The sequence below is a fragment of the Allonocardiopsis opalescens genome, from assembly GCF_003002095.1.
GTDB classification, from domain to species: domain Bacteria; phylum Actinomycetota; class Actinomycetes; order Streptosporangiales; family Streptosporangiaceae; genus Allonocardiopsis; species Allonocardiopsis opalescens.
The window spans coordinates 271,505-287,386 of sequence record NZ_PVZC01000010.1 but is presented as its reverse complement, the minus strand read 5'-3'; the positions used below and the strand labels follow the sequence as shown (position 1 = coordinate 287,386).

General features: G+C 75.5%; 15 protein-coding genes and 1 pseudogene. 9 read left to right on the top strand and 7 right to left on the bottom strand.

The genetic code is table 11. From position 1 onward, the window contains the following. Positions 1–137: 137 nt before the first annotated feature. From fabF to CLV72_RS28980, 5 genes are all read right to left on the bottom strand, one after another. Positions 138–1,379: a beta-ketoacyl-ACP synthase II gene (gene fabF / locus CLV72_RS29000; protein WP_106252826.1), complete on the bottom strand. Its 1,242-nt coding sequence runs from the start codon at positions 1,377–1,379 to the stop codon at positions 138–140. Between the two features lie 108 nt (positions 1,380–1,487). Then, positions 1,488–1,742, bottom strand: coding sequence for an acyl carrier protein (locus CLV72_RS28995; protein ID WP_106252824.1), 255 nt, complete (start codon positions 1,740–1,742; stop codon positions 1,488–1,490). Positions 1,743–1,849: 107 nt separating this feature from the next. Then, a complete protein-coding gene (locus tag CLV72_RS28990) occupies positions 1,850–2,806 on the bottom strand; it encodes a beta-ketoacyl-ACP synthase III (RefSeq protein ID WP_106252822.1) in 957 nt (318 codons plus the stop codon). Continuing rightward, a complete protein-coding gene (locus tag CLV72_RS28985) occupies positions 2,803–3,813 on the bottom strand; it encodes an ACP S-malonyltransferase (RefSeq protein ID WP_106253060.1) in 1,011 nt (336 codons plus the stop codon). Before CLV72_RS28985 ends, CLV72_RS28990 begins: the two co-directional genes overlap by 4 nt. A gap of 152 nt (positions 3,814–3,965) precedes the next feature. Next, complete coding sequence (locus tag CLV72_RS28980) at positions 3,966–5,099, bottom strand: PucR family transcriptional regulator (protein ID WP_106253057.1); 1,134 nt, start codon at positions 5,097–5,099, stop codon at positions 3,966–3,968. Between the two features lie 341 nt (positions 5,100–5,440). Between CLV72_RS28980 and CLV72_RS28975 the strand changes: the two genes are divergently transcribed. After that, positions 5,441–6,286, top strand: a complete 846-nt coding sequence (locus CLV72_RS28975) for a hypothetical protein (RefSeq protein WP_146159611.1) — start codon at positions 5,441–5,443, stop codon at positions 6,284–6,286. Positions 6,287–6,311: 25 nt separating this feature from the next. On the opposite strand, the gene CLV72_RS28970 is transcribed toward CLV72_RS28975, so the two are convergent. Continuing rightward, positions 6,312–6,917, bottom strand: coding sequence for an acyl-CoA-like ligand-binding transcription factor (locus CLV72_RS28970; protein ID WP_211303153.1), 606 nt, complete (start codon positions 6,915–6,917; stop codon positions 6,312–6,314). A 64-nt stretch (positions 6,918–6,981) separates the two neighbouring features. Between CLV72_RS28970 and CLV72_RS28965 the strand changes: the two genes are divergently transcribed. Continuing rightward, a complete protein-coding gene (locus tag CLV72_RS28965; RefSeq protein WP_245930509.1) occupies positions 6,982–7,854 on the top strand; it encodes an SDR family NAD(P)-dependent oxidoreductase in 873 nt (290 codons plus the stop codon). A 49-nt stretch (positions 7,855–7,903) separates the two neighbouring features. On the opposite strand, the gene CLV72_RS28960 is transcribed toward CLV72_RS28965, so the two are convergent. Next, positions 7,904–8,659, bottom strand: coding sequence for a GntR family transcriptional regulator (locus tag CLV72_RS28960; protein WP_106252811.1), 756 nt, complete (start codon positions 8,657–8,659; stop codon positions 7,904–7,906). A gap of 197 nt (positions 8,660–8,856) precedes the next feature. Here CLV72_RS28960 and CLV72_RS28955 point away from each other — a divergent pair, with 197 nt between their 5' ends. From CLV72_RS28955 to CLV72_RS28925, 7 genes and pseudogenes are all read left to right on the top strand, one after another. Then, positions 8,857–10,116: an NRAMP family divalent metal transporter gene (locus CLV72_RS28955; protein ID WP_106252808.1), complete on the top strand. Its 1,260-nt coding sequence runs from the start codon at positions 8,857–8,859 to the stop codon at positions 10,114–10,116. Between the two features lie 98 nt (positions 10,117–10,214). Beyond that, entirely contained in the window at positions 10,215–10,976 is a 762-nt protein-coding gene (locus CLV72_RS28950; RefSeq protein WP_106253054.1) for a LamB/YcsF family protein, read from the top strand. A gap of 11 nt (positions 10,977–10,987) precedes the next feature. Next, positions 10,988–11,593 (top strand): annotated as a pseudogene (locus tag CLV72_RS33475) (5-oxoprolinase subunit B family protein); the annotation flags it as partial. A 392-nt stretch (positions 11,594–11,985) separates the two neighbouring features. Then, entirely contained in the window at positions 11,986–12,861 is an 876-nt protein-coding gene (locus CLV72_RS28940; protein ID WP_106252803.1) for a 5-oxoprolinase subunit C family protein, read from the top strand. Next, on the top strand, positions 12,858–13,658 hold the full coding sequence (locus CLV72_RS28935; RefSeq protein WP_106252801.1) for a putative hydro-lyase: 801 nt from the start codon (positions 12,858–12,860) through the stop codon (positions 13,656–13,658). Before CLV72_RS28940 ends, CLV72_RS28935 begins: the two co-directional genes overlap by 4 nt. A 229-nt stretch (positions 13,659–13,887) precedes the next feature. Further along, positions 13,888–14,580, top strand: coding sequence for a response regulator transcription factor (locus CLV72_RS28930; RefSeq protein WP_106252799.1), 693 nt, complete (start codon positions 13,888–13,890; stop codon positions 14,578–14,580). Continuing rightward, positions 14,577–15,842, top strand: a complete 1,266-nt coding sequence (locus CLV72_RS28925) for a sensor histidine kinase (protein WP_106252796.1) — start codon at positions 14,577–14,579, stop codon at positions 15,840–15,842. Before CLV72_RS28930 ends, CLV72_RS28925 begins: the two co-directional genes overlap by 4 nt. Positions 15,843–15,882 lie beyond the last annotated feature (40 nt).

Below are 15,882 nucleotides of genomic sequence, written 5' to 3'. Positions count from 1 at the left end.
GTGGGAGCGGGACCGGCCCGCGGCCGGACGACCGTCGGGGGATGGTCCGCGACCCGCGGATGGGCGGCGAACGGCCGCCTCAGCTGAGGCCGGGACGCCGGCAGACCGCGGCGCGGTGCGCCGGAGCGGCCCGCCGGTCAGCCGTGCCGGAAGACGAGCGCGACGTTGTGGCCGCCGAAGCCGAAGGAGTTGTTCAGCGCGGCCAGCGGGCCCTGCGGCAGATCGCGCGACTTGTCCTGGATGATCTCCACCGCGACGCCGTCGTCCAGGTCCTCGATGTTGATCGTCGGCGGCGCCTGCCGGTGGTGCAGCGCCAGCACGGTGGCGATGGACTCCACCGCCCCCGCGCCGCCCAGCAGGTGGCCGGTCATCGACTTGGTGGAGCTGACCACGACCCGGTCGGCGGCGGCGTCGCCCAGCGCGGAGCGGATCGCCCGGGTCTCGGCCACGTCGCCCGCCGGGGTGGAGGTGGCGTGCGCGTTCGCGTAGGCGATGTCGCCGGGCGCCACCTCGGCCTGGCGCAGTGACTGCTCGATCGCCCGGGCGGCCCCCTCGCCCTCCGGGTGCGGCAGCACCATGTCGTAGCCGTCCGAGGAGTAGCCGGCGCCGGCCGCCTCGGCGTAGATCCGCGCCCCCCGGGCGCGGGCGTGCTCCTCGGACTCCAGCACCAGGATGCCGGCGCCCTCGGCCATCACGAAGCCGTCGCGGCCGCGGTCGAAGGGGCGCGAGGCCCGCTCGGGGTCGTCGTTGCGGGTCGACATGGCCCGCATCGAGGCGAAGGCGGCGATGTTCAGCGGGTGGATCGACGCCTCCACACCGCCCGCGATCACCACGTCGGCGCGGCCGCCGCGGATCATGTCGATGCCGTAGCCGATCGACTCGGCGCTGGACGCGCAGGCGCTCACCATCGCGTGGGTGCCGGCGCGGGCGCCGTACTCCACGCCGAGCGCCCCGGCCGGGCCGTTGGGCATCAGCATCGGCACCGTGAAGGGCGACACCCGCTGCCAGCCGCGCTCGCGGAAGACGTCGTACTGGTTGAGGGTGGTCAGGATGCCGCCGATGCCGCTGGACACCGAGACGGCCAGCCGCACCGGGTCGACCTCCGGCTCCCCGGCGTCGCTCCAGGCCTCCCGCGCCGCGATGACCGCGAACTGCTGGGTGCGGTCGAGCCGGCGCAGCCGGACCCGCGGAAGGACCTCGGCCGGATCGACCGCCGCCGCCGCGGCGAAGCGCACCGGCAGCGCCTCGGCCCAGTCGTCGGTCAGCGCGCGGACGCCGGAGTGGCCGGCGAGAAGGGCGGACCAGGTGGACGGGACGTCGCCGCCCAGCGGGGTGGTCGCACCCAGCCCGGTGACGACGACTCCGGAAGTGTTACCCATCGCTCCTCATTCCCCCTCGGTTCCCCCTCGCCGCGCCCCCGCCGCGGCGGTGGACCGGCCCTGCCTTCCGCGGGACCGGCCGTGCGCCGCGTCCCCGCCTGCGCCCTATCAGGCGCTGGCCTCCTGCTTGGCGATGTAGTTGGTCACGTCGTTGACCGTCTTGAGGTCCTTGAGCTGGTCGTCGGGGATCTCCACGCCGAAGCGGTCCTGCGCGGCGACCGCGATCTCGACCATCGACAGGGAGTCGATGTCGAGGTCGTCGACGAAGCTCTTGTCCGGGGTGACCTCGGCGGCCGGCACACCGGCGATCTCGTCGACGATCTCGCCGAGGCCCTCGAGGATCTGCTGCTCGGTGTAAGCCATGGGGACGTTCTCCTTGTTGGTCGGTTGGTACTGCCTGGGATTCCCGCCGCACCGGCCGTCGTCGCCCGGTGCGGGCGGCGGTGCGTCCGCGCCCGCGCCCCGTGGGGTCAGGGCACCTCGATGACCTGCCCGGCATAGGTCATGCCGGCGCCGAAACCGAGGATGAGCACGGTGTCGCCCGATGCGAGCTCGCCGCGGCCCACCATGCGCGCGAGCGCCAGCGGGATCGAGGCCGCGGAGGTGTTGCCCGCCGTCTCGATGTCGCGTGCGATGAGGGCCTGGGGCGCCCCCAGCTTGCGGGCGATGGCCTCCACGATACGCAGGTTGGCCTGGTGCGGCACGAAGGCCGCGAGTTCGGTGGGCTTGACGCCGGCCCGCTCGCACGCCTCCAGGGCCACCGGGTGCAGCGCAGTGGTGGCCCACCGGAACACCGGCTGGCCGTCCTGGGCCATGAACGAATTGCGGTCGGCGATGCCGATCAGCTCGGCGCGGTCGCCCGCGCTGCCCCATACGACCGGCCCGATGCCCGGCTCGTCGGAGGGGCCCACCACGGCGGCCCCGGCTCCGTCGGCGAAGATCACACAGGTGGTGCGGTCGGTCCAGTCCACCCAGCTGGACAGCTTCTCCGCGCCGATCACCAGCACGTTGCGGGCCGAGCCGGCCCGCACGGCGTCGCCGGCCGCGCTCAGCGCGTAGCAGAAGCCGGCGCACGCCGCGTTGACGTCGTAGGCGCCGGGGGCGGTGATGCCCAGCCGGTCGGCCACCCGGGCCGAGGCGTTGGGGATCTGGGTCTCCTGGGTGCAGGTGGCGACGATCACCAGGTCGACGTCGGCGGCCGACAGGCCGCTGGCCGCCAGCGCCTTGCCGCCCGCGGCCACCGCCATGTCGACCACGGACTCGTCGGCGCCGGCGATCCGCCGCTCGCGGATGCCCACCCGCGAGCGGATCCACTCGTCGGAGGTGTCGATCCGCCGGGCGAGGTCGTCATTGGTCACGACGTTGCTCGGCTGGTACTCGCCCAGTCCGAGCACGCGCGCCCCCGGAGCACCCGTGTTGGTTCTCATGCCGAACCTTCCTGTGTCGCGTGCGCGGTCGGCCGGTGGGAGGCGGCGACCGGGCCGCCGCCGGCCGGCGGCGGTTCGGCGACGGCGTGCCGCGCCAGCAGCTCGTGGGCGCGGTCGAGGTCGTCGGGGGTCTTGCAGGCCAGCAGCTCGACGCCGGGCAGCGCCCGCTTGGCCAGGCCGACCAGGGTGCCGGCCGGGGGGAGTTCGATGATGGCGGTGACGCCAAGGGCGCGCAGGGTCTCGGTGCACAGGTCCCAGCGCACCGGCGAGCTGACCTGGCGCACCAGGCGCTCCAGCAGCTCGCGGCCGGAGTCCACGACCGCGCCGTCGCGGTTGGACAGCAGCCGGGTGGCGGGGTCGGCGGGCGCCATGCCGGCCGCCAGCGAGGCCAGCCGCTCGACGGCGGGCGCCATGTGCTCGGTGTGGAAGGCGCCGGCCACCGGCAGCGCGCGCAGCCGCGCCCGGGGCGGCGGATCGGCCATGAAGGCGGCCAGCCCCTCGGCGCTGCCGGCGGCCACCAGCTGGCCGGAGCCGTTGTCGTTGGCGGGGGTCAGGCCGTGCCGCTCGATCGCGGCCAGCACCTCGTCGCGGTCGCCGCCGAGCACGGCGGTCATCCCGGTCTCGGCCTTGGCCGCCGCCTCGGCCATGCCGCGGCCGCGCTCGCGCACGAAGACCAGCGCCGCCTCGGGGCTCAGCACGCCCGCCAGGGCGGCGGCGGTCAGCTCGCCCACGCTGTGGCCGGCCACCGCTCCGCTGCGCCCGGCCGCCTCGGGCAGCCCGCCGAAGACCGCCTCGGCGGCGGCCAGGCCGGCGCTCACCAGCAGCGGCTGGGCCACGGCGGTGTCGCGGATCTCCTCGGCCTCGGCGGTGGTGCCGTACCGGACCAGATCGAGCCCGGTGACCGCCGACCACCAGCCGAGGCGGTCGGCCACCCCGGGCAGATCGAGCCACGGCGAGAGGAACCCGGGAACCTGGGCACCCTGGCCGGGAGCGAGAGTCACTAGCACGTCCATAAGCCTGCCCTGTGGAACTCCACTAGGCTGATGCCGGGTTCTACGAAGTTCACCGCAGCGCCTTTGTGAGAACCCTACAAGATCGCGCCGGGTATTCGGCTTCTGCCCCCGTCCGGGTGAGCTGCGTTACAGCGTCGGGCGCGGGCTCAGCGGACGCCCAGGCGCCCCAGTGTGACGGCGATCTGGAGCGCGAAGACGTGCCGGCCCTCGGTGGGGGAGAAGCCGGTGAGGTCGCCGATCCGGCGCAGCCGGTAGCGCACCGTGTTCGGGTGCACGAACAGCATCCGCGCGCAGGCTTCCAGCGAGGAGCCGTGCTCCAGGTAGGTGGTGAGGGTGTCCAGCAGCGGGGAGCCGGCGTCGCGCAGCGGCAGGAACACCTGGCGCACCAGCTGCTCGCGTGCGTCCTGGTCGCCGTCCAGCGCCCGCTCGGGCAGCAGTTCGTCGGCGGGCACCGGCCTGGGGGCGTCGGGCCAGCAGGCGGCGGCGCGCAGGCTGCCCACCGCGATGCGCACCGAGCGGCTGGCGGCGTGCAGGTCGGGAACCCGGGGGCCGAGCACGATCGGCCCCGGCCCGAACATGCCGGCGAAGGCGCCGGCCAGCCCGGAGTCGTCGGCCGCCTTGTCGGCCCTGCCGCCGTCGTCCACCGCCCCGCCGACCACGATGATCAGCCGGGTGCCCTGGGTGCCGGCCAGCACGTCGTGGCCGGCGCGGCGGGCCAGCGCCCGGATGTCGTCCATCAGCAGCTCGGCGTCGTCCTCGGGCAGGTAGCCGGCGATCGCCTGCACGGGCGTCATCGACCAGCCCAGCGCCGCCGCCCATGCGTCCAGGCCGTCCTCGGTCTCGCCGCGCACCAGGGCGTCGACGACCAGCGCCTCCAGCCGGGCGTCCCAGGCGCCGCGCGCCTCGGCGGCGCGGGCGTAGACCTTGGCGGCGCTGAAGGCGAACTCGCGGGTGTACAGCAGCACGCCCTCGCGCAGCTGGTCCTCGCCGCCGGGGGCGGCCAGCGACTCCACCTGCGTCTCGACCACGTCGATGATCACCCGCAGCAGCTCGACGGTGTGCTGCAGCGACACCGTGCGGATCAGCTCGCGCGGCGCGGTGCCGAAGACCTCGACGGTGATCGCCGGACGGCGGGCCGGGCGCTTGAACCACTCCACGAAGGCGGCGACCCCGGCCTGGGCCACCAGGCCGATCCACGAGCGGTTCTCCGCGGACATCTTGCGGTACCAGGGCAGCCGCTCGTCCATGCTCGCCATGGCGGCGGTGCCGAGGGCGCCCATGGCCCGTTCCAGCCGGGCGGCGGTCTCGGCGCGGGTCGCCGCGGCGCCGGGATCGGGGTCGGTAGCTGTCACACCTCCAGGGTGCCAGGTCGGCGGAGCGCGCCCGCGGGCCGGGAACCGGGGCGGCGGTCCGGCCGTTGCCTCAGCGGGTGGCCGGGCGCGGCCGCCGGCCCACCGACGTGATCTTCGTATCCGGGCGGCGTGGCAGGTGGCCTGTTCCGGTTTCGGCGAAGTACGGTGGGTTCATGTCGGTTCGGGGGGCGGGTTCGATGCGTGACGGCCGACCGGGTTTCTGGCGCTCTGCCGCGTCCGACCTCCGTATCGGCGGTCTCCGCCGCCAGGTGTTGTTCCTCTTCCCCGTCCCCTTGGCGCTGCTGGCCTGGCTGGTGCTGCTGGTCGACCGGCAGCCCGCCGTCGCCGACTGGATCGTGCTGATCGCGTGCACCCCCGCCGTCGCCGCGCTGCTGCTCGGCCAGCTGGTGCCGGTCCGGGCGCTGCCCGCCGGCCTGGCCCCCGAGCAGGCCGCGCGCCGGGCGCTGCGCGAACTCGGCCGCACCACCGCGCTGCGGCTGTGGATGCCGATGGGCGCCCTCGCCGTGGGCTTCCTCGCGTCCTGGGTGGGCGGCGGCTACCTGCCGTACCTGTACGCGCTGGCGCTGAGCCTGCCGCAGCTGTGGCTGGCGCTGCCGCTGCGCTTCCAGGTCGACCGGGTGCGCCGCCAGCTGGAGGCCGACGGCAACCGCTCCTACCTCTGGCAGGTGCTCTACACCACCGAGCCGCTGCGCCGCCCGCCCGCCCGGGTGCTGAGCCGGCTGGCCGAGCGCTCCGCGGCGGCCGAGCGGCCCGGCGAGGACGCCGGCACCGAGCCGGCGGCCGCGAGCGCCGCGGCGGCCGAGCGGGCGGAGGAGGCCGAGCGCTCGGAGGTCGGCGCGCCCGCGGCGTCCGCCGCCGAACCGGCCGCGGCGGCCGAGGCCGGGGAGGCCGGGCCCGAGGCGCCGGCCGGGCCGGACTCCGCGGCGGCCGAGCCGGACGAGGACGACCCCGCCCCGCGCCCGGCGGCGCCCGACGCCATCACCGAACCCTTCGCGCGGATCGTCGACCCCCCGGCCGAGCGGGCCGCGCCGCGCACGAAGTCGCCGGTGCGCCCCCGGGTGAAGCGGCGCCGCCCGCAGCGCTCCCGCCGCTAGGCCCCCTCCACCGCCGCCCTCGCCCTCACTCCAGGGGGCCGACGGCCCCCATGGCGCTGTCCAGGATCTCCGCGAGCGCCTGCGGCCGTGACCTCGCGGTCCACGCGGTCAGGGCCGCCTCGACGCAGCCGAGGGCGGCGGCGATCACCGCGTGGGCGCGCGGATCGGCGGGGTCGGCCGGATCGGCGCCGAGGCGGCGGGCGATCTCGGGGCGGAGCAGTTCGTGCCAGCGGGCGTTCTTCTCGCGGTGCCGGGCGGCAAGGGACGGTGTGCTCACGATCAGGCCGGTGAGGCGCCGGGTGCGCTCGTCGTGCCCCTCGTACTCCTCGATCAGCGTGTCGAGCGCGCGCCGCATGGCGACCCAGGGCGCCTCGCCGGGCGGCCGGGCGCCGAGCGCCTCGCGCAGGCGCTCGCCGGCGTCGGCCGCCATGCCGAAGAGCGCCTCCTCCTTGGAGGCGAAGTAGCGGAAGAAGGTGCTGCGCGAGATCTCGGCGGCCGCGCAGATGTCGTCGACCGTCGTCTCCTGGTAGCCGCGTTCGAGGACCAGGTCCTGGACGGCCGCGGCCACTTCGGCGCGCATGGCCTGACGTGCCCGCGCCCGTACGCCGCGCGCAGCCTGCTTCGAGCCCATAGGCCCTACGGTACTACAGGCCAAAACTGGTACTGTGTCTCACGAATGCGATCCAGTGCCAGAAATGGGGAGAGTCATGGGCGAGGGCAAGGTCATCGTCGTCACCGGCGCGAGCGACGGCATCGGGGCGGCGGCCGCGCGGCGGCTGCACGCGAACGGGCACACCGTCGTCATCGTGGGCCGCTCGCCCGACAAGACCCGGGCCGTCGCCGCGGAGCTCGGCGCGGATTTCCACGTCGCGGACTTCACCCGCCTCGACGAGGTCGAGGACCTGGCCGGCCGGCTCCGTGCCGCGTACCCGCGGATCGACGTGCTCGCCAACAACGCGGGGGGCGTGTTCGGCACCCGGACGAAGACCGTGGACGGCTTCGAGAAGACCTTCCAGGTCAACCACCTCGCGCCGTTCCTGCTCACCCGGCGGCTGCTGGACGTGCTCATCGCCTCGCGGGCCTCGGTGCTGCAGACCTCCAGCACGGTGCGCTTCGCCGGGCGGATCCACCTGGACGACCTCGACCGCGACCGCGACTACCACCCGGTGCACGCCTACGGCGCGGCGAAGCTGGAGAACATCCTGTTCACGATGGAGCTCCACCGCCGCCACCACGCCGAGGGCCTGTCGGCGGCCTCCTTCTATCCGGGCAATGTCGCGACCAACTTCGCCTCGGACACCACCAGCCCGGTGATGCGCCTCATCCGGTTCCTGGCCGGCAATCCGCTGTTGCGGCGCGCCATGCTGTCAACGCCCGAACAGGGCGCCGACCAGATCGTCTGGCTCGCCGAAGGCACCCCGGGGACGGACTGGCGCTCAGGGGCCTACTACTACCGGCGCAAGGACAGCCCGCCACGCAACCCGCAGGCCTTCGACGCCGACCTCGCCCGCGGACTGTGGCGGCGCTCCGAAGAGCTGCTCGCGGATCGGCTGCCCGATCCGGCCTGACGGACGCGACGCTCGCGCGCCCCGGGAGCCTCGCCCCGGGGCTCCGGCGTCAGCCCGCCCCGGCGGGTGCCTCCGGCGCGCCGGGCCGCCGGGCCGGGGCCGCCTTCGCGGCGTCCTTGCGGCGCATCTCGTCGACCAGCTGCCGCTCGGCGCGGTCGAGGTAGCCGGCCAGCGCCGTCCGCGCCCCCGCGACGTCGCCGCCCTCCAGCAGGGCCGCGATCTCGGCATTGCCGTCCAGGTAGGGCTCGTGGAACTCGCGCGGGCGGTCCATCACCTGGAAGGCCAGCCGCAGCTCGGCGATGAGCCGGCGCATGATCTCGTTGAGCCTGGGGCTGCCGGCCAGCGCGACCAGCGCCTCGTGGAAGCGCATATTGGCGGTGCCCAGCTCGCGCCAGTGCCGCTCGGCGGCGGCGCGCCGGCCGGCCGCGACGGCGTCGTGCACGGGGGCCAGCGCCGCCGAGGCGGGGCCCTCGACGGAGTGCAGCGCGCTGGACTCCACGATGCGGCGCACTCGGTAGAGGTCGAGCACGTCGTCGGCGTCGAGCCTGCGGACGAAGACGCCCCGGTGCAGCTCGTGCACGAGCAGCCGCTCGTGGGACAGCAGCCGGAATGCCTCGCGGACCGTGTTGCGCGACATCTTCAGCTTCTCGCTGATGTCCTTGTCGGACAGCTTGTCCTCGGAGCGCAGCGAGCCCTCGATGATCTCGTCCCTGATCTGCTCGGCCAGCCACTCGGCGGTGCTGAACCGGCCCAGCAGCGTGCGGTCGGAGGCGAGGCGGTCGATCCAGGGCTCGGTCACGGTCATGCCTCCATCATCCCCGATACCGCAGGGCCTCCCGCGCGCCGGGAGGCCCGGGCCGCGGCGCGCGGCGCGTCCGGGCGTCCCGGTTTACGAGTTCGTAGCAATAGGAGGATTGTAGAACAGTCCTACAAGACGTACGCTGCTGGGAATTCGGCTCGACACGAGCCGCGACGACCCGCACCCACGGGAGGACCGCCGCCATGAACGACACGCCCGCGGCATCCCCGCCCAGCCCCGACAAGGCGCCGGCCGCCGAACCGGTCTCCGCGCGGCTGCGCCGCAGCGGCCTGATCGGCGCGATGTTCCTGATGGCCACCAGCGCCATCGGGCCCGGATTCATCACCCAGACCACGACCTTCACCGCCGCCCTCGGCGCCGCCTTCGCCTTCGCGATCGTGGTGTCGATCCTGGTCGACATCGCCGTGCAGCTGAACGTGTGGCGGGTGATCGGCGTGTCCGGCATGCGCGCCCAGGACCTCGCGAACGCGGCGCTGCCCGGCTCCGGCTACGTCCTGGCCGCCCTGGTCTTCCTCGGCGGCATGGTCTTCAACATCGGCAACATCGGCGGCACCGCCCTCGGCCTGGACGCGCTGGCCGGGCTGGACACCCGGATCGGCGCGGCGCTGTCGGCCGCCGTCGCGATCGGGATCTTCCTCAGCAGGCGGGCCGGCGTGGCGATGGACCGCATCGTCGTCGTGCTCGGCGTGCTGATGATCGGGATGACCCTGTACGTCGCCGTCGTCTCCGGGCCGCCGCTCGGCGAGGCGCTGCGGCAGTCGGTGCTGCCCGACCAGGTGGACTTCCTGGCCATCACCACCCTGATCGGCGGCACCGTCGGCGGCTACATCACCTACGCGGGCGCGCACCGGCTGGTGGACGCGGGGGTGACCGGGCCGGAGCGGGTCCGCGACATCACCCGCGGCTCGGTGACCGGCATCCTGGTCACCGCCGTGATGCGGATCGTGCTCTTCCTGGCCGTCCTCGGCGTGGTGGCCGCCGGGGTGAACCTGGCCGGCTCGGCCAACCCGGCCGCCGACGCCTTCGGGGCGGCGGCGGGCGAGGTGGGCCTGCGGGTGTTCGGCGTCATCCTGTGGGCGGCCAGCATCACCTCGGTGATCGGCGCCAGCTACACCTCGGTCTCGTTCATCAGCACCTTCTCGCCCCGGCTGGGCGCCGCGCGCAACTGGCTGGTGATCGGCTTCATCGCCGTCTGCGCGGTGGTCTACCTGCTCATCGGCCAGGCGCCGGCCGACCTGCTGGTGCTGGCCGGCGCCCTCAACGGCCTCATCCTGCCGGTCGGCCTCGGCCTGCTGCTGTGGATCGCGGCGCGCCGCCGCGGCGACCTGCTCGGCGGTTACCGTTACCCCAGGTGGCTGATCGCGGTCGGCGTGCTGTCCTGGTTGCTCACGGTCTACCTGGGCTGGAACTCGCTGAGCGGCATGGCCGCCCTGTGGCAGTGACCCGCGGCCCCGCGCCCCGGCGCCGCCGGGGCGCGGGGCCCGCGGCACATCCGGTGCGACGAGCGGAGACGGACGCGTAGATGACGGAGCGTGACACGGTGGCGATCGACCTCAACTCCGACCTCGGCGAGGGGTTCGGCCGCTGGACCCTCGGCGACGACGACGCGCTGCTGTCCGTGGTGACCAGCGCCAATGTGGCCTGCGGCTTCCACGCCGGCGACCCCACCGTGCTGCGCCGGGTCACCGAGCGCGCGGTGGCCGAGGGCGTGGCGATCGGCGCCCAGGTGGGCTACCGCGACCTCGCGGGCTTCGGCCGCCGCTTCATCGACGTGGAGCCCGGCGAGCTGGCCAACGACGTCATCTACCAGATCGGCGCTCTGGACGGCTTCGCGCGCATCGCCGGCGACCGGGTGCGGTACGTGAAGCCGCACGGCGCCCTGTACAACACGATCGTGCACCACGAGGAGCAGGCCGCGGCGGTCGTCGCCGCGGTCCGCGCCTACGACCCCGACCTGCCCGTGCTCGGGCTGCCCGGCTCCGCCTGGCTGCGGCTGGCCGAGAAGGCCGGGCTCGGCGTGGTGCACGAGGTCTTCGCCGACCGCGCCTACACGCCCGAGGGCACCCTGGTGTCGCGGCGCGAGCCCGGCGCGGTGCTGCACGACCCGGAGGAGGTGGCGCGGCGCTGCGCCCGGCTGGCCCGCGGCGGCGGCGTGGTCGCCGTCGACGGCTCCACCGTGCCGGTGGTGGCCGACTCCATCTGCGTGCACGGCGACAGCCCCGGTGCGGTGGCGATGGCCAGGGCGGTGCGCGAGCGGCTGACCGCCGACGGCGTCACCCTGCGGCCCTTCGCCCCGCGCTAGCGGGCGGGGCCGTGCGCATCCTGGACTGCGGCGACTCCGCCGTGCTGGTCGAACTCGCCGACCTGGACGAGGTGCTGGGCTGCTACGCCGCCCTGGTCGAGCGGCCGCCGCCGCACGTGGTGGACCTCGTCCCGGCCGCCCGGACCGTCCTGGTGCGGGTGCGTCCGGGCCCCGGGGTGCTGGCCGAGGTGCGGGCGGCGCTGGCCGGGCTGCGGCCCCGGGCCGGCGCGCGCGCCGACGGGGGGCTGGTGGAGGTGCCGGTGCACTACGACGGCGCCGACCTCGCCGACGTGGCCGAGCTGACCGGGCTGAGCGAGGCCGAGGTGGTGGCCGCGCACACCGGCCGGGAGTGGCGGGTCGCCTTCTGCGGCTTCGCGCCCGGCTTCGGCTACCTGGTCGGCGGCGACCCCCGCCTCAAGGTTCCCCGCCGCGAGCAGTCGCGGGTGCGGGTGCCCGCCGGATCCGTCGCGCTGGCCGGGGAGTTCTCCGGCGTCTACCCGCGCTCCTCGCCCGGCGGCTGGCAGCTGCTCGGCCGGACCGAGCTGGCCGTATGGGACCCCGGCCGCGAGCCCGCCGCCCTGCTCGCCCCGGGCGTGCGGGTGCGCTTCGTGGACGCCGGCGGCTCCGCGGCGCGCGGCCCGGGCGGGCGGTCGGCCGGCCGCGCGGACACCGCGGCGCCCGGCGGGGCGGCGCGAGGGCGGCCGGACGGGGGCACGGGGTCCGGAGGGCCGGGGTCCTGCGTGACGGCGTCCGCAGGGCCGGCGTCCGCGGCTCCGGTGAGCGGCGCGACGGCGCCCAGGAGCGTCTTCCCATCCTCCGCCGCCGAGAAAAAACCCCCGCCCGCCCAGGGGGGCGACCCCGATACCCATTCTTCCGTGCCGGACGTGCGCGGCGCGAGCCGCTACCCGCTGGTTGTGGACGGCCGCGCTGCTGCGGGCGGGCCTGTGGACGGCGGCGTGCGCGAACGGGCGGCGCCTGGTAGAAGCGCCGCCGCGGCGGCGGTGGACCGGTGAGCGGCGCCGCGCTGGAAGTGCTCGCGCCCGGCCCGGCCGCCACCGTGCAGGACCTCGGGCGGGCCGGGCACGGCGCGCTCGGGGTGGGCCGCTCGGGCGCGGCCGACCTGGCGTCCTTCCGGCTGGCCAACCGGCTGGTGGCCAACCCCGAGGGCGCGGCCGCGATCGAGGCGACCCTCGGCGGGCTGGAGGTGCGGGCCCGCGGCGACCTGCTGGTCGCGGTGGCGGGCGCCCCCTGCCCGGTCACCGTCGACGGGCGGCCGGAGCCGGTGGCCGCGCTGCTGCGGCTGCCCGACGGCGCCCGGCTGCGCCTGGGCGTGCCGCCGGCCGGGCTGCGCAGCTACCTGGCGGTGCGCGGCGGCGTCGACGTCCCGCCGGTGCTGGGCTCGCGCTCCACCGACACCCTCTCCGGCCTCGGCCCGCCGCCGCTGGCCGCCGGGACCGAGCTGCCGGTCGGGCCGCCGCCGCGCGCCCATCCCGTGGTGGACCTCGCCCCGGTCGCGCCCCCGCCCGGCGGCGTGCCGGTGCTGCGCTGCCGCCCGGGCCCCCGCGACGACTGGTTCGCCGCCGAGGCGCTGTCCGCGCTCACCAGCGCCCCCTACCTGGTCACCGGCGACAGCGACCGCGTCGGCATGCGCCTGGACGGGCCCGCGCTGCCGCGCTCGCGCACCGGCGAACTGCCGAGCGAGGGCATGGTGCGCGGCGCGCTGCAGGTGCCGCCGTCCGGCCGGCCCACCCTCTTCCTGGCCGACCACCCGGTGACCGGCGGCTACCCGGTCATCGCCGTGCTCGCCACCGCGGACGTCGACCTGGCCGCCCAGGCCAGGCCCGGCACCCGGCTCCGCTTCCGACTGGAAAGGACCCCGCCGTGACCGCTCCCGACGCCCCCGCCGACCCCGCCGCGAGCACCCCGGCCCAGGCCCGCGCCGCCTTCCGCGCCGGGCTGCGCACCCCCACCGCCGGCTGGGCGGCCGGCTGGACCCAGGCCAATCTCATCGCGCTCCCGCGCGACTTCGCCTACGACTTCCTGCTCTTCGCGCAGCGCAACCCGGCGCCCTGCCCGGTGCTGGACGTGACCGAGCCGGGGGAGACCAGCGCGTCGATCTTCGCCGGCGACCTGCGCACCGACCTGCCCGCCTACCGGATCTACCGCGACGGTGTGCCGGTCGCCGAAGTCGCCGACGCCACCGAGCACTGGCGGCCCGACCTGGTGGCCTTCCTCATCGGGTGCAGCTTCACCTTCGAGGCCGCCCTGCTGGAGGCGGGCGTACCAGTGCGCCACCTGGAGACCGGCGGCAACGTGCCGATGTACCGCACCGACCAAGCCTGCCGCCCGGCGGGCCGGCTGTCGGGGCCGCTGGTGGTGTCGATGCGCCCGGTCCCCGCCGGGCTGGTGGCCGCCGCCGTGCGCGTCACCTCGCGCTACCCGTCCGTGCACGGCGCCCCCGTGCACGTCGGGGACCCGGCCGCCCTGGGCATCGCCGACCTGGCCGCCCCCGACTTCGGCGACCCGGTCGAGCTGCGCGAGGGCGAGGTGCCGGTCTTCTGGGCCTGTGGGGTCACCCCGCAGGCCGCCGTGATGCGCTCGCGGCCGCCCTTCGCCATCGGCCACGCGCCCGGCCACATGGCGGTCACCGACGCCCGCGACAGCGCCTACCTGGTGCCCTGAGCGCCCGACGGGCACGGCACCGCACGCCGACGGCCCGGCCGATACTGCTGAGGAAGCATCGGCCGGGCCGCGTGGGGGCGTGGCCGACGGCGCCGCGAGCGTGGACTACCGGTACCGCCGACCAGGCTCCTCACTCCACCATCCAGGTCAGAAAAGGACGCGAAAAGCCGCCGAAAATCGCCCGAAAGAGTCGTTCTGAGCGGTGTGTCGGGCGGCTACTGTCGGGTGCATGCGACTGCTCGTGGTGGAGGACGAGGAAGGACTGCTCAGCGCGCTCGCCGCCGGGCTCCGCCGCTCCGGTTACGCCGTCGACACCGCCGTCACCGGTGCCGAGGCCGTCGGCAAGCTGACCGACGTAGCCTACGACCTGATGGTGCTGGACCTCTCGCTGCCCGACACCGACGGATTCACCCTGTGCCGCGCGCTGCGCCAGGGCGACATCCAGACCCCCGGCGGCAGCGACCTGCGGGTCCTCATCCTGACCGCGCGCGGCTCCCTGCACGACCGCGTGCGCGGCCTGGACGAGGGGGCCGACGACTACCTCGTCAAGCCGTTCGCCTTCGCCGAACTGCTGGCCAGGATCCGGGCGCTGCTCCGCCGCGACGTGGCCGGCGGCAATTCCGTGCTGCGCGTGGGCGAGCTGCTTCTCGACACCGCCCGCCACCACGCCCGGCGCGGCGAGCGCGGTCTGGCGCTGACCAACAAGGAGTTCGGCGTGCTGCGCTACCTGATGTCGCGGCCCGGCTACGTGGTCTCCGCCGAGGAACTGCTCGAACACGTCTGGGACGAGAACACCGACCCCTTCACCCAGACCGTGCGCGTCACCGTCGGCACCCTGCGCCGCAAACTCACCGCCAAGGGGGAGAGCGCCCTACTGGAGACGGTGATCGGCCGCGGCTACCGGCTGCGGGACGACGGATGACCGCCCAGGGCCGGCGGCCCGGCCGCTGGTACCGCAGACTGCCCAGGTGGGCGCAGACGGTCCGCTTCCGGCTGGCCGTCACCAACTCCCTCGCGGTCTTCGGCCTCGGCGCGGTGGTGATCGTGGTGCTGTACGCCGGGGTCGCCTCCACCGTCGACCAGGCGGCCCTGCGCGAACTCAAGCAGCTCCGCGCCGAGCTGGGGATGCCCGCCGACGGCCCCGGCTCCGACACCCTGCACGAGGCCGTCTCCCACTACACCAAGGAGAAGCTGGCCGAGTACAGCCTGTTCGGCCTGGGCGCGCTGTTCGTGCTGAGCGCCGGGACCGGCTGGATGCTGGCCGGGCGGGCGCTGCGGCCGGTCGACCGCATCACCACCACCGCCCGCGAGATCAGCGGCTCGGACCTGTCGGGGCGCATCCGGCTCCAGGGCCCCGACGACGAGCTGCGCCGGCTGGCCGACACCGTCGACGACATGCTCGACCGGCTCGACGGCGCCTTCTCCGGGCAGCGCCGCATCCTCGACGACGTCTCCCACGAGCTGCGCACCCCGCTCGCCGTCATCCAGACCAACCTGGAGGCGGTGCTCAGCCGCGACGACGTCACCGAGGCGGAGCGCCGCCAGGCCGCCGCCGTGGTCGGGCGGGCCACCGAGCGGATGACGCACCTGGTCGAGGACCTGCTGTCCAGCGCCCGCCGCACCGCGCCCGCCTTCGGCGAGCAGGACCTGGACGCGGCGCGGGTGGCGGCCGAGGCCGCCGACGAGTTCGCGGCGGTCGCCGCCGAGCAGGGCGTGCGGGTGCGGCGGCGGCTGTGCCGCGGCCGGGTGGTGGCCGACGCCGTCGCGCTGTCGCGGGCGGTCGGCAACCTCCTCTCCAACGCGGTGCGCTTCGCGCCGCGCGGCTCCACCGTGCTGGTCGCCACCGGCCAGTGGGGGGAGTGGGCCTATATCGCCGTCCGCGACGAGGGGCCCGGCATCCCCGAGGAGCACCAGTCCAGGATCTTCGACCGCTTCTGGCGCGGCCGCGCCCGCGGCGGCGCCGACGGCGAGGGCGAGCGCACCGGGCAGACCGGACTGGGGCTGGCGATCGTCAGGCAGATCGTCGAGGCGCACGGCGGCTCCGTGGCGGTGCACTCCAGGCCGGGGGAGGGCAGCACCTTCGTGCTCTGGCTGCCCGACCTCGACACCCGCCGGGCCGGCGGCGGCGAGAGCGGCGGCCCGCCGCCCGCCGACGACCCCGTCGCGCTGGCGGCGCCGCGCTGACGCGGGGGCGCGGGGCGGCGGCGGGCGGGCGGAAGCGACC

Bases quoted from the DNA above. Each gene is read 5' to 3' on its own strand.
- fabF (WP_106252826.1), bottom strand. From the start codon at position 1,379: ATGGGTAACACTTCCGGAGTCGTCGTCACCGGGCTGGGTGCGACCACC.
- CLV72_RS28995 (WP_106252824.1), bottom strand. From the start codon at position 1,742: ATGGCTTACACCGAGCAGCAGATCCTCGAGGGCCTCGGCGAGATCGTC.
- CLV72_RS28990 (WP_106252822.1), bottom strand. From the start codon at position 2,806: ATGAGAACCAACACGGGTGCTCCGGGGGCGCGCGTGCTCGGACTGGGC.
- CLV72_RS28980 (WP_106253057.1), bottom strand. From the start codon at position 5,099: ATGGGCGCCCTCGGCACCGCCGCCATGGCGAGCATGGACGAGCGGCTG.
- CLV72_RS28970 (WP_211303153.1), bottom strand. From the start codon at position 6,917: ATGGGCTCGAAGCAGGCTGCGCGCGGCGTACGGGCGCGGGCACGTCAG.
- CLV72_RS28965 (WP_245930509.1), top strand. From the start codon at position 6,982: ATGGGGAGAGTCATGGGCGAGGGCAAGGTCATCGTCGTCACCGGCGCG.
- CLV72_RS28960 (WP_106252811.1), bottom strand. From the start codon at position 8,659: ATGACCGTGACCGAGCCCTGGATCGACCGCCTCGCCTCCGACCGCACG.
- CLV72_RS28955 (WP_106252808.1), top strand. From the start codon at position 8,857: ATGAACGACACGCCCGCGGCATCCCCGCCCAGCCCCGACAAGGCGCCG.
- CLV72_RS28930 (WP_106252799.1), top strand. From the start codon at position 13,888: ATGCGACTGCTCGTGGTGGAGGACGAGGAAGGACTGCTCAGCGCGCTC.
- CLV72_RS28925 (WP_106252796.1), top strand. From the start codon at position 14,577: ATGACCGCCCAGGGCCGGCGGCCCGGCCGCTGGTACCGCAGACTGCCC.